Below are 19,858 nucleotides of genomic sequence, written 5' to 3' on the forward strand. Positions count from 1 at the left end.
CTAGGACTCGTCCATACGCCCATGATGCCAGGCCGCGCCGACATGATCTTCGGGCGATGGGCCACGCACCGCGCGGGTCACTTCTCACCCCCAGGCGTTGAACCGGACCTCCACCACGTTCAGGCACAGGGGAACTCATGGCGAGCTCAGCCCAGCTCTTGCGACTCAGAGTGGCTCATTCAGATCGGCGCCGGCCACATATGCCTGGGCAGGGCGGTGCCGCTCAGGGATCTGCTCCAGAGGTAGCGACCGCACCAGATTCTCAGCCCCCGCCTCAGCGGCCTGCTCGTAATACCAGATCTTGAAGTCCAAGACGGCCACGACGCGCTCCAGCTCCGCTACCTCCCGCTGCACGCTCTCCTTGCGGGCTCGAAAGAGCTCCAGCCGCCTTGCGAGAGATGCGTCCCCCTCGGCTGCAATGTCCATGAAGTTCTTGATCTCCTTGATGGAGAGTCCAGAGCGCTTCAGGCACTCGATCACACGACATGCCTCCACATCCCGCTGGGAGAACTGCCGGCGCCCGCCGGAGGTGCGTTCGACAGCCGCGAGCAGCCCCTCCGACTCGTAGTAGCGCAGGGTCGAGGTTGCCACCCCGAGCCGCCTGGCCACCTCTCCGATCATGAGAGCCACGCCCACCACCTCCAGGGGTTGACTTGAAGTTAACTTCAACTTCTATGCTGCCAGTGTACAGCACCACCTCCTCGTAGGAGCCACCATGTCATCCCACACCCTCACGATGACCACCGAGTGGGACAAGACCTTCCCTCTCAGCACGCAGGTCGAGCACAGCAAGGCAACCTTCCACAACCGCTTCGGCATCGAGCTCGCCGCCGATCTCTATCGCCCGAAAGACGGCACCGCCCCCCTCCCCGCTCTGGCCGTGTCCGGCCCATTCGGCGCGGTCAAGGAGCAGGCCTCCGGCTTGTACGCCCAGACGTTGGCCGAGCGCGGATTTATTACGGTTGCCTTCGACCCCTCTTACACCGGCGAGAGCGGCGGGACGCCACGCCGAGTCTCCTCCCCCGACATCAACACCGATGACTTCTGTGCGGCCGTGGACTTCCTCTCCACCCGAGACGATGTTGACCCCGAGGCCATCGGCATCATCGGGATCTGCGGCTGGGGCGGCATCGGCCTCAACGCTGCCGCCCTCGACCCCCGGATCAAGGCCACGCTCGCATCCACCCCGTACGTCATGACCCGCGTGGCCACCAAGGGATACGACGACGCCGAGGACTCCGCCGGCCAGCGCATGACCGCCCGCCGGGCTCTCGCCGCACAACGAAGCGCCGACTACGCCGCCGGAACCTACGCCCGAGCCGGAGGCGTCCCGGACGAGCTACCCGCAGACGCGCCACAGTTCCTCGTGGACTACCACGCCTATTACAAGACCGAGCGCGGCTTCCACGCGCGCTCCGGAAACTCCACGGACGGCTGGAACACCACGTCGAACCTGTCGTGGATGAACACCGACCTGCTGCGCTTCGCCGACGAGATCGAGAACGCCGTCATGGTGCTGCACGGCGAACGCGCCCACTCCCGCTACATGGGCGAGGACGCCTTCGCACTTCTCACGGGTGAGAACAAGGAGCTGGTCATCGTTCCGGGTGCGACCCACGTCGACCTCTATGACGGAGGCGACGCGCACGCCATCCCCTTCGACACGATCGAGCGGTTCTTCACCACCTATCTCGGACGCGACCGTGCGTGATAACGCGCATCGCACCCCTCATCTCCGCCGGCAGACAGCGAGGGTCGCGAGGGTCACGACCACCCTGCTCATTGCTTCGGGGCTAGTCGCGTGCGCAGCACCTTCGTCACCCCCGTCCAGTGCGAACGAGTCAGCGATGCCCTCGCCCGCGCCATCGGCGCCATCGGCATCGAACAAGACCACCAACGCTGAGGAGAATTCCACCATGATCATCTCCGTCAACGGACACGACCTTGAGCTACAGCTCGCCGACAACCCGTCAGCGCGCGCGTTCGCCGATCTCGTCACGGGGGACGGCCTCGTGCTCAGCCTGGAAGACTACGGCGGTTTCGAGAAAGTGGGAGCACTACCCCAACGTCTACCAACCAGCGACGAGCGGATCACCACTCGACCAGGCGACGTACTGCTCTATCAAGGCGACCAGCTCTCCATCTTCTACCACACCCACGCCTGGTCCTACACCCGAATCGGACGCATCACCGACGTCGACGGTGACCAGCTGCGACGGGCGCTCAGCAACGGGGACGTGACGGTCACCATACGTAGCGAGTGAGCGATCGCGCGCCGCAATACCAAGCAAGACAAGCAGCGAACCTCAGAAAACCAAGGCGTCGCAAGTCAGGCCAGACGGGGGTCAGGCGATCCAGGCGCCGAGGGCGGCTGCGGCCATGGCCGCAGCCGCCCGGGCCTTGTTCATCGGGTTGCTCGTCGATCACCAATCATCGAAGAGGTTAGGGATGCGCTGCGGCGAGGAGGGGGATCACGCCGAAGCAGTAGCCATGCTCGCACAGACCGCCGACGAGGAACACCCGAAAAATCACGAAGCAGCAACTACCCCCGCTCCTCATCCCCCCGAAGTGATCACCTTCCGATAACACTGGGCAACTGATCTGCGAGCACGTCTGACATCGTGACTGAATCACGATTCGGGCTCAATTATCTCCGGCGGAGACAGAGGGGCCCCGTGCCCGCCGCCCCCTCGGGCGGCAGGCACGGGGTCGGCAGTATGGCGGCGATACGGCTCAGCGCGCCCAGGCGCCCGAGGCGTCCATGAAGTACCACTTCCCACCGTCGGACACCCAGCCCGTGGCCATCACCCCACCGGGGCGCAGGAAGTACCAGGAGCCGCCGATGAAGCGCCAGCCGGTGGCCTTGGCGCCCGTCGACGGGTCGATGTAGTACCAGGTCGAGCCCGAGCGGACCCAGCCCGTCGCCCGGGGGGCGGCGGTCGCGGGGCGCCCCGGGGCCGCGGCGGCTGCCGGCCGGGAGCCGGAGAAGGAGTTGCTCGACGCCCCGACCCGGGAGCCGGCCGCCGGAGTCAGAGCGCCGACGCTCGCGGGATTGCGGTACAGCGCGAAATTCTGGGTAGCGTACCAGGAGTGAGTGGCGACGGAATAGTGGACGGCGATGCCGATATGCGTGAAAGACGGGTCGAGCATGGCACCCAAATGCCCCGGGGAATGCAGCCACTGATTGAATAGGGAGTATCCCTGATTGCCGTTCTTGTGCCCATAGTAGTACTGCCAGGCGATATTCTCAGATCCACCGCCCCAGCCAGAAGGGTACAGATCCCAGAAGTTCTCCGGGGCGCCCTTCTTGGTCAGGTGGTGGTGGAACCCCTTGGGAAGATTATTCGATCCCACGCCATAGGAGGCCATATGGGCGCTCCAGTCTCGCGCGACGGCGTCGAGCTTGACCGCGCGCTTGAGGGGCTTGAGTCCCTGCTCGACCCGGAGCTGGTTGACACGGTCAAGGATCTGCTGCTCGTAGACGGCGATGGCGGACGGCGACCACCCCAGCGCGTCATCGTCGGAGACCGTGCCCTCGGGGACATCGTTGACGGAGGGCGAGACCGTCACCTTCTTGGCGGTTGAGCCCTCCCCCGAGATCACCGTGGTGGCACGATGATCCTTGGGATCGGTCTGGCTGGAATCCGACACGACGGGGGCGGAAAGGGCGCCGACCGTCCCAGGGGTGTCGGTGAAGCCGAGCGGATCACCGCAGCTCTGGACGCATGGGCGGGAGCCGTCGGCAGCCGCGATCGAGGCTGCCGCGCCCGGCACCACGGCCAATCCCACCAGGAGGGCGGAGGCGAGCGCGTTCACCAGTCGCTTTCCGCGCAGCGCGATGCTCTGGGGTTCTTTCAAGGAGAAGGGCATGGGGATCTCTCAGGGACGGAGGGGAAGGGATCTCAGGAGCGGGGAGGGGGATGGAGGACGAGCGGTAGCGAGGAGCCGGATTCCTGAGTTCTGGACGACCTGGCGCGGACGATGGTAGCAGCGCTCAGGCAGCTCGAATATCGATATTTCCCCGTGATGACGCGGGCCAGGATAACGAATTGCCTACGGCGCCCGGCGGCATTCCTGACCCCCCATTCATCGCGGGGCGGACTCGTATTCGTCACGGTTCACCGATGACCTGGGCGGGCGCCGGGGCCGCTGCGGGACCGCGAGCGCGCCGCGCGGGCGCTTCCCGCAGCGCCCCGTGATCGCGTTGAGACAGGCCGGACGCGGCGCCGCCCGCGACGCGCTCCACCGGGCGCTCAGTCGGTGGCGCGCACGAGCCACCAGGCGGCGTAGGGCGGCACGGGGACCATGCCGTCGCCGTCACCCTCGAGAGTCGCCGAGCCCGAGGGGACCGTGTCCGTCAGGGCGTCGACGGCGCCGAGCACGCCATGCTCCGCCAGCCGCCAGGCGGGGATCCGCCTCCACTCCGGCGTCACGTTGTACACGCCCACGAAACTGCCCAGCGGGTGGTCGCGGAAGGTGACGAGCACGCCGTCGTCGTCCAGGGGGGCCACCTGCGTGCGCACGTCGGCGCTGAGCACGGGCAGGGAGGCGCGCACCCGCCCCATGTGGGCAAGGTCGGTGAAGACGCGGCCCTCGATGGTGGAGCGGTCCCAGCGGGTGGCCATGAGGCGCTCATCGAGGCGGGGGCGGCCCGCCCAGCGGGAGTCGGCCTCGTGGCCGGGCTCGGTGTCCCAGTTGGGGTCGTTGAACTGGGCCAGCTCGTCGCCGGACCAGATGACGGGCACGCCGCCCCATCCGTAGAGGATCGCGTTGGCCATGCGCAGGGCGTTGATGCGCTCCTCGCGCCACTGCCACAGGGAGTCGACCTCGTGCTCGGGCGTGAGGTCGTTGATCCCCTCCCAGGCCTCGGCCACGGACTCCAGGCCGATGAGGGAGGCTGCGGTGCCGGAGATGCGCCGGTCCCCGGTGACCGGGTTGTGCTGGAAGACCAGGCCCCGCGCGTCCGACAGCGGGTAGAGGCCCGCGTACCAGTCGGAGAGGAAGACGCGGTGCCAGTAGCCGGACAGGCCCACGGCATCGGCGTCGCCGTCGTCGATCGCCCAGCCGATGTCATCGTGGCAGCGCAGGTAGGTGATCCAGGTGGAGCTGGGGGACTCGGCGGGAAGGTTGCGCAGGGCGTGGGCGCCGAGCACCGCGTTGCGCGCCGCGAGCATGGACCAGACCTGCACCATGAGGGAGTTGTGGTAGGCGAGATCGGAGACCTTGTTCGTGTACCGGCCCTGGCCGAGGTACTGCACGAGCTCCGTGGGGGCGACGATCGCCTCGGCCTTGAGGATGATGGCGGGGCAGGCGACCCGGGTGACGGCGCGCAGCACCTGGGTGATGGCGTGGACCTCAGGCTGGCCCTGGCAGTCGGTGCCCTTGCGCTTGATGGTGAAGGCGATGGCGTCCAGGCGCAGCACCTCGACGCCGCGGTTGGCCAGTTCCAGGACGATGGAGACGAATTCCTCCATGACGTCGGGGTTGCGCCAGTTGAGGTCCCACTGGAAGGAGTTGAAAGTGGTCCACACCCAGGAGGCGAGCTCCTCGTTCCAGGTGAAGCTGCCGGGGGCGAAGTCCGGGAACACCTCCGGCAGATCGCGCTCGTACTCGTCGGGCTCGGCGCGGTCGGGGAAGAGGAAGAAGTAGTCCTGGTAGCGCTCCTCACCCGCCCGGGCGCGCCGTGCCCACTCGTGCTCGGCCGCCACGTGGTTGAGGACGAGGTCGACGACGAGGCTCATCCCCTCCCCGCGCAGGGAGCCGGCCAGGTGCTCGAGGTCGTCCATGGTGCCCAGGTCCGGACGGACGGAGCGGTAGTCGGCGACGGCGTAGCCGCCGTCGGAGTCCCCTGGACGGGGGGTGAGCAGCGGCATGAGGTGCAGGTAGTTGACGCCGAGCTCGCGCAGGTAGGGGATGCGGTCCTCGACGCCGCGCAGGTTCCCGGCGAAGCGCTCGGTGTAGCAGGCGTAGCCGATGCGAGAGGGGTCCTGGATCCAGGAGGGGTTGAGCATGCGCTGAAGGTCCAGGTGGCGCAGCTCGGGGCTCCGTTGGGCGTAGGCGGCCGCCGCCTCGGTCAGCAGGATCGTGGCCGCCCGAGTCGCCGCGGGCTCGCCGTAGAGGGTGACCAGGCCGTCGATGACATCGGGGTACCAGCGCTCCAGGCGGGTCGTGAAGATCTCCCGCTCCGTGGGGCCGAGCCCCGCCAAGGGGGTGACGACGGCCTGGGACACCTCGTCGGGGATGCCGACGAGCGGGGTGGGCACGGGCTGTGTCTCGGGGGCGCGGCGCTGGGAGGTCATGCGACCATGATTCCCTACGCCGGGCCCTCGCAACAGCCGATCCTCGATTCGACCTCGGACGACCGCGGGACTCAGGCGCGCACGCGCTGGACGAGGTCATCGGCGAGGCGGCCGGCGTCGGCCCCCTGGGCCCGGCGGCCCTCGCGGGCGAGCAGGCTCTCCTTGGTCGCCGGACCGTAGCGGAAGCCGCCCAGGGAGCCGTCGGCACGAGCCACCCGGTGGCAGGGAACGAAGAGCGCGGCGGCGTTGAAGGCGCAGGCGCCGGCCGCGGCCCGCGCCGCCCGGGGGCTGCCGCACAGAGCGGCGTACTCGGCGTAGCTGACCAGGCGCCCCGGGCCGATGCCGCGCAGCACCTCCCAGGCCCGCTCGCGGAAGGGGCCCGAGCGCTGGAGGACCGGGACCCGGGCGGGGGCGCCCAGCTCGCCGTCGTAATAGGCCTCCAGGGCGGAGAGCGCCTGGGCCAGGGCCCCGGGAACGGATCCCGCAGACGCCTCCTCCAGGCGCCCGGGGCGCAGGCCGGGGTGGATGAGCGCGAGGAGCCCGGCGGGATCCTCGGTCCACCCCGAGGCCAGCACGGCGCTGCCCACGATGATCGTGAAGGGCCCATCCGGGGTGGGGACCGTGGCGACGGAGGCCGCCAGCCCGTCGTCGTCCCGGTCCCGCTGAGGTCGCGCCATGCCCCTATCCTCCCGCGCCCCTCATGCCAGTGCGAGGGACAGGGCGGACGTCGCCTCGTCCCAGGGCAGGCGCTCCTGCTCCAGGCGCAGGCCCCAGTCGATGATCATCCGCCAGGCGCGCATCTGCTCGTAGCCGAGGCCCTCGGGCTGCGGGCCGTCGCGGCCCGCCCGCGTGCCGGGGTCGGCCACCGCCAGGGAGCGCCAGCGCTCCAGGGTCGGGGCGTCCATGAGCACCGGCACGATCCCCGGGAGGCGCTGGGTGAGGGAGGCCAGGATCCTCATGCCGTCGGCATCGAGATCCCCCCAGTAGACGACGCGGCGCGCGCGGCGCGCCCAGGAGAGCAGGGGGAGCGTCTGGATGACCTTGCCGCCCGCGCCCCACACGGCCACGGTTCGCGGCCGCTCCTCCAGGGCGAGGAACGTAGCCAGGTTCTCCACGGCGACGACATCGATGAACCCAGCCCGATCGGCCCACATGCGGCTGACCTCCTCCACCGGGGCCTCGACGTCGCGCAGGCCCCCGGCAGCCAGGCCCGGGTCGAGGATCCGCACGCGCACGGTCGAGGGAGGACGGCGCAGGCCCAGCTCGGATTCCACGAGGCGGTCCCCGCCCCGGGCCGCTCCGAGCAGGCGCACCACCACGCGGCGGCGCCGCTCCAGCCACTTGGTGTCTAGACCGGCGATCGGCAGCTGGCGCAGGTAGAGGCCGGATGCCGGATGCGAGGCCAGCCAGGCCACGGCGGCGACGAGGCGCTCGACGTCGTCGTCCTCGTACTCGACGACCTCGCCGATGACGGCGGCCACCGCCTCGGCCGCGCCGTCCTGGCCAGACAGGCCGGTGGGCCCCACGCCCAGGGCCTCGAGCATGCCCGCGATCATCCCCGCCCGCGAGCTCGCCAGCCCCCAGTGGCCGGCGCGGCCCGCCGCCGATGCGATGGCATCGGCTCCCACGAGCTGGGCGCGTACGGGCAGGTGCTGGGCTCCCAGCGACGCCCATCGGCGCCCCTCCCAGATGACGGTGCCGGGGGCGGAGCGCTCCCACTGGCGCCAGGCGGCGATCCACGCGGCGACGCCGTCGACGTCCGCGAGCGCGAGGTCCTGCGTGGGCGGGTCGAGGGCCAGGGGCAGCACCTCGGCGCGCGCCTGGTCGGGGTTGGCGGCCCAGGCGGCGTAGACGCGCTGGTAGCGCACGGCGGCGCGCGCGGCGAGCTCGGCCGGGCCCCTCACAGCGCCTCCAGGTTGAAGCCCTCGAAGAGGTCGCCGGTCTGCTCGGGGCCGGCCCAGGCGCCCCGGCGCGGCAGGGAGTCGGCGTCGAAGAGCACCATGGACAGGGCGGAGGCGTCCCCCTCGGGGGTGTTGGTGACCATGGCGGCGCCGCCCACGTGCTCCTCGAGGGTCTGGAGCATCTTCATGGGAGTGGCCAGCAGCAGCTGGAAGCCGAAGCCGCGGAAGACCTCCAGGCCGGCGCGGGTGAAGTCGGCGTCAGTCTTGTCGAAGGCCTCGTCGAGGACCACGAGGGCGTAGCCGGGCAGCTGGTTACCGGGGTCGGTGAGCTGGTAGCGCAGGGCGGCGGCCAGGCAGAACACGACGAGCTTCTGGCGCTGCCCGCCGGACAGGCCCGAGGCGCCCTCGTAGACATCGACGACGACGCCGTCGGCATTGCGCTCCTCGGCGCGGAAGGCCACGTGGAGGCGGGTGTCAAGGCACTGACGGCGCCAGGCCGCATCGCGGGGCTCGGAGGAGCCGAGCCGGCTCATGACGCGGCCGAGCAGGGCGTAGCGCTCCTCGGCGCGATCGGGGGACTCCTCGTCGAGCTCGAGGCTGCCCGAGGCGATGGTCGCCAGGTCCCGCAGGAAGTCGTTGACCACGGGCAGGCGCCGCTCCTCGACCTTGATGCGCAGGTGGTGGCCGGGCGAGTACTCGGTGGTGGCCAGGGCGTCGTTGACGGGCCCGATCCGGGCCCTGACCTGGCTGACGGCGCGGCGGATCTCAGAGGTGAGCTGGCCGATGTTCTGGCGGGACTGGGAGCGCAGAAGGGCGGCGAAGCGGCGCTCGTGGCGGGGCAGGTCGTCGGATTGGAGGCGGGCCAGGATCGCGAGGAACTCGTCGAGGTAGTCGATCTCGGGCAGGACCTGGCCGCGGGTCTCGGGCCAGGTGGCGACGAAGGTGGACATCGTGACCACGGCGCTGGCCACGGCGCGGGCCTCGCGACGGGCGGCGGCCTCGCGCTCCTCGACGATCTCCTTGGAGACGCGGGCGGCGACCTCGCTGATCTCCTCCAGGTTCGGGCGGCGGCGCCTCTGGGTGCGGAAGCGCTCGTCCAGCTCGGCCCGCATGCGCCCGGACTCGGGGGCGGACAGGATGAGGGCCTCCTCCTCGTCGCCCGGGGTGAGGGCGCTGGCGAGCAGGGCCCGCTCCCGCTCGCGGAGGCGGTCGAGCTCGGCGGTGGCGGCATCGCGGTTCTCGGCCTCCCGGGTCAGGGAGGCGCTGAGCCCGCGCAGGGTCTCGCGGGCCCGGGCGAGCGCCCGGCGGGCGGCCTCGATGCGGGCGTCGAGCTGGGCCAGGCCCGGCTGGGCGGACCGCGCCTGCTCGCAGCGCCGCGCCCACTGCTCGGCCTGGGAGGCCGCGGAGGCGACATCGATCTGCTCCCAGGTGAACTCCGTGGCGCGCTGGCAGGCGGCGAGCCGATCGCGCAGGACGGCCTCGCGGGCCTCCAGGCCGTCGAGGCGGGCGTCGGCCTCGGCCTTCTCCCGGGCGCGGGCGGCGAGCTCATCGACGACGAGCGTCGAGCCTCTCGCGGGCGTCGACACCGATCACCCAGGCGCGGGGGTCGGCCAGGTCGCGGCGGTCGTCCTTGAGGTAGGCGGTGCGCGACGACTTGACCTGGCCGGCGCGGGTGACGCCGCGGTCGACGGCGGCGAGCTCCTCGACGCCCTCGACGCACAGGTGGTCGAAGCGCCGCATGAGCTCGACGTTGAGCCAGTCGGCGTGATCGGTGCCGGGGATGGGCTCGATCTTGCGGGCCAGGGCGCCGCCGGGGACGCGGGGGATGCCGCGGGCGGCCTGAGCGGCGGGCAGGAGGCGGTCGAAGTGGAGGCGGGCGCCCAGGTGGAGGGTGTCGACGGCGGCGAGCACGTCCCGGTAGAGGCGGTCGGGGACGAGCATGTGGGTGGCGAAGCTTCCCGGCGACGGCCTCGATGGCGACGCGCCAGTCCTCCTCGCCGTCGACGACGCGCAGGATCTCCCCGGCGAAGGGCAGGACGGAGGCGGGTTGGCCGATGACAGTGGCGATGAGGTCGCGGGCGCCGAGCAGGCGTGAGGGCATGGCGGAGCGGCTGGCGAGGATCTGCTCGCGCTCAGTGGTCAGGGCGTCGATGCGGCGCTTGAGGTCGAGTGCGGCCAGGCCGGCGGTGTCACGCTCGGCGCGCAGGGAGGCCAGTTGGCCCCGCAGGCAGGAGTCCTCGGCGGCCAGGACCGCCTGGAGCTCGTAGTGGGCGCGCGCATCGGCGGGGGCGGTGGCGTCGAGCTCGCTCAAGCAGCGCTCCAGGGCGCGGACGGCGTCGGCGCGACGGGCCGCCTCCGCCTGGGCGGCCTCGAGGCGGGCGGTCGCGGCGGGCAGCTCAGTGCCGGCGGCCCCGTGGCGCTCGGCGCGCAGCAGGTCGAGGTCGGCGACGGCGGAGTCCTCGCGGGCGGCCGCCTGGGCGACTTCCGCCTCCAGGCCGGTGACAGCCGCGGCGGCGCGGTCGCGCTCCTCCTCCAGACGGGCCAGGCGCAGGTGGTGGACGTAGCCGGGCACGGCGGCGGCGAGCGCCTCGGCGTGGGCCTGCTGGGCTCCGGCGTCGATGATGGTGCGACTGAGCTCGGGCAGGGGGGCGAGGACCTTCTCCTGCTCGCGGGCCTCGACGACGGCCGCGTGCGCCTGGCGCAGCTCCCCGAACTGCTCAACGGCGGCGTCGGCCAGGCGCAGGGTCTCGGGCTCGTCGAGCATGAAGTCGCGCAGCAGGGCGTCGAGGCTGGTCAGGGACTTAGCGGCCTGGGTGCGGTGGAGGAGGCGCTGGGCGACCTCGCTGGACAGGCCGAGGCGGCGGCGGAAGGCCGTGGCGAAGGCCTCGTACTTGTCGAACAGGCGCAGGCCCTCGGGATGGTCGCGGCGGATGGCGCGCCGGTCGATGCCGTGGGCGAGGTAGGGCAGGAGGCTCGTGAGATCCGGGGAGCCGTCGGCCATGAGGAGGAGCTGGGCGACGGCGTCACTGGCGTTCGTGGCGGCGCGCACGTGGAACAGGACGATGAGGGTGAGGGACTCGGCGGCCTCGCCGCCCTGGGAGAAGGTGAGGGCGACCCCGCTGCGGGTGGCGCCGGCGCGCAGGAAGTCGGTGACGACCTCGCCGGTGGCGCCATCGGTGGTGCGCCGGTAGGCGCCGCGCACGTAGCTGAGGATGGTGCGGGCGCGGTCGGTGGAGCCGGAGTCCTGGGCGGCGGCGTTGAATCGCCGGTTCTTGGCGGGCACGAGCACGGCGGACAGGGCGTCGAGCAGGGAGGACTTGCCCGAGCCGGACGGGCCGGTGAGGAGGAGGCCGTCGCGGGGCACGGGCAGGTCGTGGTAGCCGTTGAAGGTCCCCCAGTTGTGGACCTGGATACGGGACAGGCGGTGCTGGGCGTCTGCCTCGCGCAGCCGCGAGCGCGTGCGGGCCGAGCGCGGCGCCGGGGGCACCGGGGAAGCGGCGCGGCGGCGCTCGCGGGTGGGGGCAGGGGGCGTCGTCGTTCTCATGGCCGCTCCTCGGAGTCAGCGCTCCGGGTGGATGGGGAGCGCCGCGGGTCCTGCGGACGCTCAGAGCCTCGCGCTCCCCGCGCTCCCCCGGGCCGGGGCTCGTCATCGCCCTCCTCGGCCAGCATGGCCTCGTGCTGGGCGGCGACGGCGGCCACCTGGTCAGCGCCGAAGACGAGGGGGAGGATCGGGGAGACCTCATAGCGCTCGTCGACGCTCGTGGCCTGCAGGAGCGAGGCCTTGACCATCTTGGTGATGGAGGCGCTCACGCGCCGCTCGAAGCCGGACAGGTCCGTGGAGGCGCGCCGCCGGTAGATGGCGAGGTGGTCGATGAGCTCGGAGCGGTCGACGAAGACGCGCTGACCGGCGCCCATGGTGCGCAGGAGGAGTGTGCGCAGGTGGAGCAGGAGGGCGGTGTCGATGAGGGTCAGGGGCATGGCGCGCACGACGGAGGGGGCCTGGCCAGTGGGGTCGTCGGCGTTGCGCACGAAGGCGAAGCCGGCCTCGCGGTCCACGATGAGGCCGAGGAACATATTGGCCAGGTGGTGGCGGACGGCGTCGAGGTCGGCCATGAGGGCCTGCCAGAGCTCGGGGTGGAGGGCGGCGGAGAGGTAGGGGCCCTGGACGAGCCGGACGATGGCACGGCGGGTGCCGCGGGGCAGGGTTCCGGCGTCGCCGTCCCACAGCGCCCCCGGGGGCGTCTCCGACGCCGGCTCAGCCGGGTCCGTGGGCGCTCCGTGATCCGCCGGCGCCGCGGGCTCAGGGAGCACGGCCCGGCCGTCGGCCGTGGCGGGCGACGACGATGACAGTGCCGGCGGTGGCGGAGGTGGCGGAGGTATCGCGCCGACCCCGCCGGGCGGCGGGGGCGGGACCTCGAGGGTCGTCTCCTCCAACGGGCTCTCGGGGCTCATTCGTCGTCTCCCTCGGGGCGCGGGGCTGATGTGGCGGAGTCGGTGGACGGGGCGGCCACGGGCGCGGTGAGCACGAGCCGGGGGATGGTGGCGCGACGAGCCTGTCCCCCCGGCGTCGACCAGGTGATCTCCTCCTCGCCGCCGGCGAGGGCGCCGTCACGCCTCCCGATGAGGAGCAGGCCGATGACGCTGGCCAGGCCCTGGGTGGCGGGGTGGTCGGCGAGGATGTCTCCCAGGGTCGCGGCGCCGCGGCGCGCCATCGAGTCGGCGACCGCCTCGGCCAGCTCGATCATGTCGACCTCGGAGGCGCGCACGGCCTGGAGCATGGAGTCCAGGTCGAGGCCGGAGGCGCTGTGCGTGACGATCTCCTCGGCGACGTCGGCGTCAGCGGGGTTGTTGAGCCGCCAGGAGCCGACGCTGGCCAGTGGCAGCCCGGTGAGCTCCAGGCTCATGCCCATGGGGGCGATCGGGGCGGCTCGCTCAGCGGCCCTGGCAGCGAGCACGGAGGCCCTGGCGAGCTCGTCGGACAGGCGGCGGTGCTCCTCGAAGGCGCGGCTGGCCACGAATCCGCGCAGGGAGCGGGAGAAACCGGTCATGGTCTGGCGCACCCCGCCGGCCTCGGTCACGAGGGTGGAGCGCCAGTCGCGCAGGAAGCGGCGGTCCGCCTCGTCGAGCATCTCGGCGAAGCCGCGGCTCAGGGCCTCGTCGATGCGGTCGTCGAGGAGCGCGGAGGACTCGGGGTCCTGGAGAAGCTCGAAGAAGCCGAGGAAGGAGCGGCCGGCCTCGGAGGACTCAATGCGGTCGACGCCGCGGAAGACGTCGTCGAGCACCTCGCCGCGAGATCCGGGGGCCTCGACGATCCGTTCGCGCAAGGCGCGGTTGAGGTCGGCCATCTCGGAGCGCACGCGCGCGAAGTCGCCGGGGATCTGCTCGGCCAGGGCGATGATCTCCTCGAGGCGCTCGGCGCCGTCGCGGGGGTCAAGGGGCTCGTCCTGGCCGGTCTCGACTCGGGCGATCTGGGCGTCGATGGCGTCGCGCTCGGCGCGCAGGCCGGCCAGGCGGCGCTCCGTGGAGGGATCGGAGTCGCGCACGAGACGGTCGAGCTGACTGGCGATGGAGGCGAGGCGGGAGTGGGTGGCGGCGGCGCGGGGCCGCTCGACCTGGGAGAGATAGCGCAGGGCGGCCTCGGCGGGGGCGGAGAGCTCGTAGGACTCCTCGCGCTCGCCGGGGGCGGTGGAGCGCACGAGGATGCCCTCGGCACGCCAACGGTCGCAGTAGGTGCGGGCAGTGGTCTTCTCCCCCAGCTCCATGCCGGCCTCGCGCAGGGAGAGGAGGTCCTCGTCGATCAGCTCGTGGAGGTCGGCGACGCTCATGCGGCGCCTGTGGCCGCCCAGGTGGGAGCCGAGCACGGCGACGGCGATCGCGGCCTGGTCCAAGCGCAGGAGGCGCAGACCGGCGTCGGCCTCAGGACCGGCCAGGAGGCGGCTCGCGCTCAGGGCGGCGGCGACGACGCCTGGGGACCGGGGCATGGCGCCTCCTTCAGGGCGGGGAGCGGCGGTGGCGAACGCGCCGCACGGTACCCGCCCTCCCTGACACTCGGCTGAAGGCTGGCAGGCGCCCAGGGGCTCCCGCTACTGAGCGATGAGCGGTTCGTCGGCCTCAGGGGTGGCGGGATCCGGGCCGTCGCCGTCGAGGTCGGCGCGGTCGAGGTCGTCGAGATCAACCTGTGCGATGGGCTCCGGTGGATTGTCCCCGGCGGACAGGAAGATGCTCACCCAGGCGGCGCGCCTATCGGTGTCGATGAGGAGGGCCTTGGCGAAGAGGGTGAGCGGGATGGCCAGGATCGCGCCGAGCGCGCCGACGACCTGGGACCAGAACAGCAGGGAGATGAAGGTGACGGTGGTGTTGAGGCCCACGGCGTCGCCGGTGAACTTGGGCTGGATGATGGACTGGATGACGAAGTTGAGCAATGAGTAGATGACGATCACCCACAGGGCCGTCCAGGGCCCGGAGTCCACCGCGGCCAGGAGCGCCGGCGGCATGACGCCGATGACGAATCCGATGTTGGGGATGTAGTTCGTGATGAAGGCGACGACGCCCCAGGTCACGGCCATGGGCACGTCGAGCCACCACAGGGCCATCGTGTCGAGGACGGCGACGATGAGGCCGAAGACGGTGGAGACCAGCCAGTAGGATCGCACGGACTCCGCGAAGCCGGCCAGCGCCGAGGCGAGACTCGGCTTGAGCACGACGAGGGCGCGGGTGCGCCTCTCGATGCGCGCCATGTCGAACATGAGGAAGATGACGGCCAGGCCCATGACCATGAGCGTGGATCCGATGCCGGAGATCTGCGCCAGGAGCGCCTGGGCGAAGTTGACGACCTTGGAGGTGTCGACGGCCTTGGAGGCCTGGGAGACGAGGTCTGCCTGGGACATGCCCAGCCGGGTGAGGCTGTCCTGCAGTTGCTTCCAGATGTCGGCGAACCGGCCCGAATAGCCCGGGAGGGTGTCGATGAGCTGCATGACGGCGATGCCGAGGAACGCGAACAGGCCTACGACGAAGGTGTAGATGATCATGATCGCGGCGAGAGCGGAGACCGGCCTCGGGATGCGATGGCGCGAGGCCCAGGTGATCAGGGGCCGCACGGTGATGACCAGGGTGAGGGCGAGGAACACGGGGCCGATGAGCCCGCTCGCGTAGTACATGCCTGCGCAGCACACCGTGAGCGCGGCCACCGTGAAGGCGATCGTCTCCCCCTGGCTGCGACCGGGGTCACCGGCGGGCGCGGAGGGCGGCGGCGCCGGGGAGGCGGGCTCCGCCGGATCGGCTGTCGTCTCTGGCGGGAAGGGCGTCGGCCGCCCCGTTGTAGCGCTGTCAGTACTCATGGGCCGTATCCTCCGATGATCTCGCGCCAACCGGCTAGCCGCTCTCATTCAACCGGCGGTGGGGCGGGGCCCAGGAGGCGCTCGATCCACGGGTCGACGGCGGCGTAGTAGGCCCGGCGCCGGCTGCGGCGGATGAGGTGCCCCGCGCTCTTGATGAGCACGGGGGTGATGAGCGGGTTGCCCAGGGAGCGGGCCTCCTCCAGGCCGGTCGCCCCGAGGCGGGCGGAGCCGGGCTGGTCCCCGCTGAGCAGCAGCGTGGGGACCGTAAGGGCGGCCAGGGTCTCGCGCCAGGGGACCTCGGGGGCGACCACGCCGGTGCGCAGGAGCTTCGGATCCACGCGCTGGCTGGCCCAGACCGAGGGCAGGGCTTCGACCTCGGGCATGATGGCCGAGGCGAGGGCGCGCAGGACAGCGCCGGCGGGGTTGGCGAGCTCGGCAACCAGGGCTCGCTCCCGGGCCGCGCCACGGGCGAGCAGCTCGGAGGGACTGCGGGTGCCGTAGAGGGAGGGGTCCTCCAGGATGAGGCCGCTAACGAGCTCGGGGCGGCGGACGGCGGCGACCATGGCGGTCGCCCCGCCCATGGAGTGGCCCAGCACGATCGGGGCCGGCGCCGCGGTCAGTCCCAGGGCGGCACGGCCCCGGGCCTGGGTGTCGAGATCGGCGAGGAGGCCCAGGGCGTCGTCGACGAGCTGCTCGCCGGCCCGCTCGAGCTGCGAGCGCTCCCAGGAGGGGGAGAGCCCGTGCCCACGGGCGTCGACGGCGATGACCCGGTAGCCGCGCCGGGCCCAGTGGTTGATCGCGTCGGCCTGGGAGGCGGCCGAGGAGGTGATGCCGTGCAGGAGGACAAGGGTGGGAGCGTCGTCGCAGCCCACGGTGATCTGCGCCAGGGAGGAGTGCATGGGCGCCATCCTCCCCCATTAGGCTGCACCCATGACAGGGGACAGAAATACGAATAAGCAACAGGTTGTCACCAGCGAGGAAGCGCTGTACGGACGGATGAACGTGGAGTCCTTCAACCTGGACCATCGGAGGGTGCGGGCCCCCTACGTCCGTATCGCCGACCGCAAGGAGCTGCCGGGCGGGGACACCCTCATCAAGTACGACGTCCGCTTCTGCCAGCCCAACGCGGAGCACCTCGAGATGCGGGCGGTCCACTCCATCGAGCACCTGAGCGCCGAGCTCATGCGCAACCACACCGACCGGCTCATCGACTTCTCCCCCATGGGGTGCCAGACAGGCTTCTACGCGCTCATGCTGGGCGTTGAGACCGAGGAGTTCCTAGGGCTCCTGGAGGCGACGATGCGCGACATCCTCGCGGCCACCGAGGTGCCGGCGGCTAATGAGGTCCAGTGCGGCTGGGGCGCGAACCACTCGCTGGACCAGGCCCAGGACGCCGCACGAGCCTTCCTGGCCAAGCGCGAGGAGTGGGAGGCCGTCCTCCCCGCCTCATGAGCGAGGGGGGGCAGGAGGACCGGGCGACGGCGTCGGGGCCTACGATCAGGGCATGACCTCCGATCCCGCTCCCGCGCCCCTCGCCCGGCACCTCGCCGGACGGCTCGATGACGCCGAGGCGCCCGTTCTCGTCCTATCCCACGGGATCACGGACTCGGCCGCCTGCTGGATCGAGGCGGTCGAGCACTGGGCGCCGCGCCACCGGATCGTCGCGCTCGACGCGCGCGGCCACGGGAGCTTCCCCCGCTGGGACGACGCCGACCTGAAGAACCAGGAGACCGCCGGGCGCCGCCTGGCCGCCGACCTCTCCGACGCCCTGGAGGATCTGCGCTCCCACGGCCTGCGCGCGTCGCCCGAGGAGCCCTCGGCCGGCCCCCTGCGCGCGCCGCTGCTGCTCGTGGGGCACTCCATGGGCGGTGTGACCAGCCTCGATGTCGCCTACCACCGCCCGGACCTGGTGGACGGCGTCGTCGCGGAGGACCCCGCCTTCGTCACCCCGGCATGGCGGGCCCTCCTGCGCGCGAACGCCTTCCGGCAGGTGGCCGAGATGAGGGGCATCGCGAAGGACCCCGAGGCCCGCCTCACCGCGGAGACCACCGAGAACCCCACGTGGTCGCGCCGGGAGGCGCGCGCGAGCGTGGAGGCGTCCTGTGGCGTCGACCTGCGGTTCATCGGCCTGGGTTGCGTGTCCCCGCCGACGCCGTGGGAGGAGGTGGTCGACGGCCTGGCCGTCCCCGCGCTCATCATCACCGGCACCGACGGCGTGGTGCTGCGCGGCGACCACTACCTGAGCCTGCTCTCGCGCAAGAACCCCCTCATCTCCACCTCGGTGATCGTGGACGCCCCGCACTGCGTGCGCCGCACCTTCCCCGAGCGATTCCACGCGGTGTCCGACCCATGGATGGAGATGGTCATCGCGCGCGGGCGGCGGGCCGAGCGGGCCGCGTAGGCTCGCGGCATGACGCCCTCTCAGCTCCCACGGCCCCAGCGGCCCGCGCGCCCGGACCGCCGGGTTCATTCCATCGTCCTGACCGCGATGGAGGAGGAGGCGCACCCCTTCCTCGATCGCCTCCCCGCGCTCGACGGCGCCGCCCCCCTCACGCTGAACGGTGACGCATGGGCCGCGAGCCTCACGCTGCCCCCCGCCGTCCCAGGAGGCGCCGATGGCACGGGCCCCGGGGCCTCCCGCGAGCTCATCCTCATCCGCACGGGGATCGGCCTGGTGGCGGCGGCCTCGGCGCTGGCGGCGGCGCTGACGCAGGTGGCGCCGCGCATGATCGTCTCGGCCGGAACGGCCGGCGGCCTGGCCCGCGACGTCGAGGTGGGGGACGTGTGCGTCTCGACGACCCTGGCCTTCACGGACGCCGACGCGACGGCCTTCGGCTACGCCCGCGGCCAGGTCCCCGGCCAGCCCCCCGCCTTCGGGTCGGCCGCCGGGCTGCGCGACGCCATGGAGATCCACGGCCCCGCGGCGCTGGCCGCCGCCGCCCCGGCGGCATCGTCATCGGCGCGCGTCCATGCCGGGCAGATGCTCTCCGGCAATTCCTTCGTGACGGCGGCGAACGTGGCGGACACGCGCGAGGCGTTCCCGGAGGCGGTGAGCACCGACATGGAGTCCACGGCGCTGGCGCAGGTGGCGGCCGTCGCGGGCATCCCCTTCGTCTCGGCGCGCGGGATCTCCGACCTGTGCGGGCCCGAGGCGGGCCAGGACTTCCACATCGGCGCCGACGAGGCCGCGGCCCGCAGCGCCGCCGTCGTCATCGCCGCCCTGGCCGCGCTCGGCTGAGGCCGCCCCGCGCGAGCTCACGGCGCGGCGGGCCGGGGCTGCGCGATGGGGCCCGCTGGGTGCAGGCTTGTCCCATGAGCACTACTCCCCCCATCGCCCTGGCCATCGCCGGCTCCGAGGCCTCCGGCGGCGCTGGCGCGCAGACCGACCTCAAGACCTTCCAGCAGCTCGGCGTCTTCGGCTGCGCAGCGCTGACATGCATCGTGTCCATGGACCCGAGGGCGAACTGGGACCACCGCTTCGTGCCGGTGGACCCGCAGGTGATCACGGATCAGATCGAGGCCTGCGCCACCGTCCACGCGAGGATCGACGCCGTGAAGGTCGGGATGCTGGGCACGCGGCCCACGATCGACGCCGTCGACGCGGCCCTGGAGCGCTACGGCTTCCCGATCGTGGTGCTCGACCCGGTCCTCATCTGCAAGGGCCAGGAGTTCTCCTCGGCGATGGCCGTGGACAACGCGCTGCGCGAGAAGATCCTTCCGCGCGCCACGATGGTCACCCCGAACCTCTTCGAGTCGGCGACGCTGGCCGGCGTCGAGGAGATCACCTCGGTGGAGGCGCTCAAGGACGCGGCGAAGCGGATCTTCGACCTCGGCGTGCCCAACGTGCTGGCGAAAGCGGGCCCGAGCCTGGGCACCGGCACGGCGCTGGACGTCTTCTACGACGGCTCGACCCTGGAGGTCCTGGAGCTCCCGGCGGCGGGAGCGGAGCGGATGCACGGCGCCGGCTGCACGCTGGCCGCCGCGGTGACGGCGGAGCTCGCCAAGGGGGCCACGCCCCTGGAGGCGGCGGTGACGGCGAAGAACGTGGTCTCGGCGTCGGTCAGTCCCGGCATGCGCGGGAACATCCCCTTCACCTACGTCTGGCAGGGCGGCTACCGGGGCTGAGCGCGCATCCGAGGCAGTCCGCCCAGAATGGCGAGGTTTGAGGATTGCTCGGGCCCTCAGCGCCCACCAGGCCTGTCACCCCGCACCTCACAAGCCCCTGACCTGCGATAACAGATGATCTGCCATCGCGTCAGAAAAAGGAATCCTCAAATCCTGCCATCTCCCCTCACCACCGGGCGCCTGCGGGAGTGGATGC

The 19,858-nt window shown here is 71.8% G+C and carries 17 protein-coding genes; 6 read left to right on the forward strand and 11 right to left on the reverse strand.

The window, feature by feature from the left end:
* Window positions 1–165: 165 nt before the first annotated feature.
* Window positions 166–621, reverse strand: a complete 456-nt coding sequence (locus ABXS69_RS00080; RefSeq protein ID WP_366181594.1) for a MerR family transcriptional regulator — start codon at window positions 619–621, stop codon at window positions 166–168.
* Window positions 622–715: 94 nt separating this feature from the next.
* On the opposite strand from ABXS69_RS00080, the gene ABXS69_RS00085 reads away from it, so the two are divergent.
* On the forward strand, window positions 716–1,711 hold the full coding sequence (locus ABXS69_RS00085; protein WP_366180618.1) for an alpha/beta hydrolase: 996 nt from the start codon (window positions 716–718) through the stop codon (window positions 1,709–1,711).
* Between the two features lie 205 nt (window positions 1,712–1,916).
* Complete coding sequence (locus tag ABXS69_RS00090) at window positions 1,917–2,264, forward strand: cyclophilin-like fold protein (RefSeq protein WP_366180619.1); 348 nt, start codon at window positions 1,917–1,919, stop codon at window positions 2,262–2,264.
* Window positions 2,265–2,733: 469 nt separating this feature from the next.
* Here the strand turns inward: ABXS69_RS00090 and ABXS69_RS00095 are convergent, their stop codons facing one another.
* The 10 genes from ABXS69_RS00095 to ABXS69_RS00140 all read right to left on the reverse strand — a co-directional run bounded on the left by ABXS69_RS00095 (window position 2,734) and on the right by ABXS69_RS00140 (window position 16,436).
* Window positions 2,734–3,870 (reverse strand): CAP domain-containing protein, encoded by a 1,137-nt coding sequence (locus ABXS69_RS00095; protein ID WP_366180620.1) that lies wholly within the window; start codon window positions 3,868–3,870, stop codon window positions 2,734–2,736.
* A 383-nt stretch (window positions 3,871–4,253) separates the two neighbouring features.
* Window positions 4,254–6,299, reverse strand: coding sequence for an alpha-amylase family protein (locus ABXS69_RS00100; protein WP_366180621.1), 2,046 nt, complete (start codon window positions 6,297–6,299; stop codon window positions 4,254–4,256).
* 71 nt (window positions 6,300–6,370) lie between these two features.
* Window positions 6,371–6,976, reverse strand: a complete 606-nt coding sequence (locus tag ABXS69_RS00105; protein WP_366180622.1) for a methylated-DNA--[protein]-cysteine S-methyltransferase — start codon at window positions 6,974–6,976, stop codon at window positions 6,371–6,373.
* 21 nt (window positions 6,977–6,997) lie between these two features.
* Entirely contained in the window at window positions 6,998–8,203 is a 1,206-nt protein-coding gene (locus tag ABXS69_RS00110) for a DUF3322 domain-containing protein (protein ID WP_366180623.1), read from the reverse strand.
* Complete coding sequence (locus tag ABXS69_RS00115; RefSeq protein WP_366181595.1) at window positions 8,200–9,312, reverse strand: SbcC/MukB-like Walker B domain-containing protein; 1,113 nt, start codon at window positions 9,310–9,312, stop codon at window positions 8,200–8,202. Before ABXS69_RS00115 ends, ABXS69_RS00110 begins: the two co-directional genes overlap by 4 nt.
* A 140-nt stretch (window positions 9,313–9,452) precedes the next feature.
* Window positions 9,453–11,744 carry an ATP-binding protein gene (locus ABXS69_RS00120; protein ID WP_366180624.1) on the reverse strand — a complete coding sequence of 764 codons (2,292 nt, stop codon included), beginning with the start codon at window positions 11,742–11,744 and terminating at the stop codon, window positions 9,453–9,455.
* Window positions 11,741–12,511 (reverse strand): DUF4194 domain-containing protein, encoded by a 771-nt coding sequence (locus ABXS69_RS00125; protein WP_366180625.1) that lies wholly within the window; start codon window positions 12,509–12,511, stop codon window positions 11,741–11,743. The genes ABXS69_RS00120 and ABXS69_RS00125 overlap by 4 nt, the downstream gene beginning before the upstream one ends.
* A gap of 137 nt (window positions 12,512–12,648) precedes the next feature.
* Window positions 12,649–14,181, reverse strand: a complete 1,533-nt coding sequence (locus tag ABXS69_RS00130; RefSeq protein WP_366180626.1) for a DUF3375 domain-containing protein — start codon at window positions 14,179–14,181, stop codon at window positions 12,649–12,651.
* 102 nt (window positions 14,182–14,283) lie between these two features.
* Entirely contained in the window at window positions 14,284–15,537 is a 1,254-nt protein-coding gene (locus ABXS69_RS00135) for an AI-2E family transporter (protein WP_366180627.1), read from the reverse strand.
* A gap of 44 nt (window positions 15,538–15,581) precedes the next feature.
* Complete coding sequence (locus tag ABXS69_RS00140; protein ID WP_366180628.1) at window positions 15,582–16,436, reverse strand: alpha/beta fold hydrolase; 855 nt, start codon at window positions 16,434–16,436, stop codon at window positions 15,582–15,584.
* A gap of 97 nt (window positions 16,437–16,533) precedes the next feature.
* On the opposite strand from ABXS69_RS00140, the gene ABXS69_RS00145 reads away from it, so the two are divergent.
* The 4 genes from ABXS69_RS00145 to ABXS69_RS00160 all read left to right on the forward strand — a co-directional run bounded on the left by ABXS69_RS00145 (window position 16,534) and on the right by ABXS69_RS00160 (window position 19,662).
* Window positions 16,534–16,989: an S-ribosylhomocysteine lyase gene (locus ABXS69_RS00145; protein ID WP_366181596.1), complete on the forward strand. Its 456-nt coding sequence runs from the start codon at window positions 16,534–16,536 to the stop codon at window positions 16,987–16,989.
* Window positions 16,990–17,041: 52 nt separating this feature from the next.
* A complete protein-coding gene (locus tag ABXS69_RS00150; protein ID WP_366180629.1) occupies window positions 17,042–17,938 on the forward strand; it encodes an alpha/beta fold hydrolase in 897 nt (298 codons plus the stop codon).
* Between the two features lie 9 nt (window positions 17,939–17,947).
* Entirely contained in the window at window positions 17,948–18,775 is an 828-nt protein-coding gene (mtnN, locus tag ABXS69_RS00155) for a 5'-methylthioadenosine/S-adenosylhomocysteine nucleosidase (RefSeq protein ID WP_366180630.1), read from the forward strand.
* Window positions 18,776–18,849: 74 nt separating this feature from the next.
* Window positions 18,850–19,662: a hydroxymethylpyrimidine/phosphomethylpyrimidine kinase gene (locus tag ABXS69_RS00160; protein WP_366180631.1), complete on the forward strand. Its 813-nt coding sequence runs from the start codon at window positions 18,850–18,852 to the stop codon at window positions 19,660–19,662.
* Window positions 19,663–19,858: the final 196 nt, after the last annotated feature.

The sequence above is a fragment of the Actinomyces timonensis genome, assembly GCF_040702965.1.
GTDB classification, from domain to species: domain Bacteria; phylum Actinomycetota; class Actinomycetes; order Actinomycetales; family Actinomycetaceae; genus Actinomyces; species Actinomyces timonensis_A.

Coding starts and splice junctions, on each gene's coding strand:
- ABXS69_RS00080 (WP_366181594.1), bottom strand. CDS start 621: ATGATCGGAGAGGTGGCCAGGCGGCTCGGGGTGGCAACCTCGACCCTG.
- ABXS69_RS00100 (WP_366180621.1), bottom strand. CDS start 6,299: ATGACCTCCCAGCGCCGCGCCCCCGAGACACAGCCCGTGCCCACCCCG.
- ABXS69_RS00135 (WP_366180627.1), bottom strand. CDS start 15,537: ATGAGTACTGACAGCGCTACAACGGGGCGGCCGACGCCCTTCCCGCCA.
- ABXS69_RS00120 (WP_366180624.1), bottom strand. CDS start 11,744: ATGAGAACGACGACGCCCCCTGCCCCCACCCGCGAGCGCCGCCGCGCC.
- ABXS69_RS00160 (WP_366180631.1), top strand. CDS start 18,850: ATGAGCACTACTCCCCCCATCGCCCTGGCCATCGCCGGCTCCGAGGCC.
- ABXS69_RS00115 (WP_366181595.1), bottom strand. CDS start 9,312: ATGCGGGCCGAGCTGGACGAGCGCTTCCGCACCCAGAGGCGCCGCCGC.
- ABXS69_RS00105 (WP_366180622.1), bottom strand. CDS start 6,976: ATGGCGCGACCTCAGCGGGACCGGGACGACGACGGGCTGGCGGCCTCC.
- ABXS69_RS00090 (WP_366180619.1), top strand. CDS start 1,917: ATGATCATCTCCGTCAACGGACACGACCTTGAGCTACAGCTCGCCGAC.
- ABXS69_RS00085 (WP_366180618.1), top strand. CDS start 716: ATGTCATCCCACACCCTCACGATGACCACCGAGTGGGACAAGACCTTC.
- ABXS69_RS00145 (WP_366181596.1), top strand. CDS start 16,534: ATGAACGTGGAGTCCTTCAACCTGGACCATCGGAGGGTGCGGGCCCCC.
- mtnN (WP_366180630.1), top strand. CDS start 17,948: ATGACGCCCTCTCAGCTCCCACGGCCCCAGCGGCCCGCGCGCCCGGAC.
- ABXS69_RS00150 (WP_366180629.1), top strand. CDS start 17,042: ATGACCTCCGATCCCGCTCCCGCGCCCCTCGCCCGGCACCTCGCCGGA.
- ABXS69_RS00095 (WP_366180620.1), bottom strand. CDS start 3,870: ATGCCCTTCTCCTTGAAAGAACCCCAGAGCATCGCGCTGCGCGGAAAG.
- ABXS69_RS00140 (WP_366180628.1), bottom strand. CDS start 16,436: ATGCACTCCTCCCTGGCGCAGATCACCGTGGGCTGCGACGACGCTCCC.
- ABXS69_RS00130 (WP_366180626.1), bottom strand. CDS start 14,181: ATGCCCCGGTCCCCAGGCGTCGTCGCCGCCGCCCTGAGCGCGAGCCGC.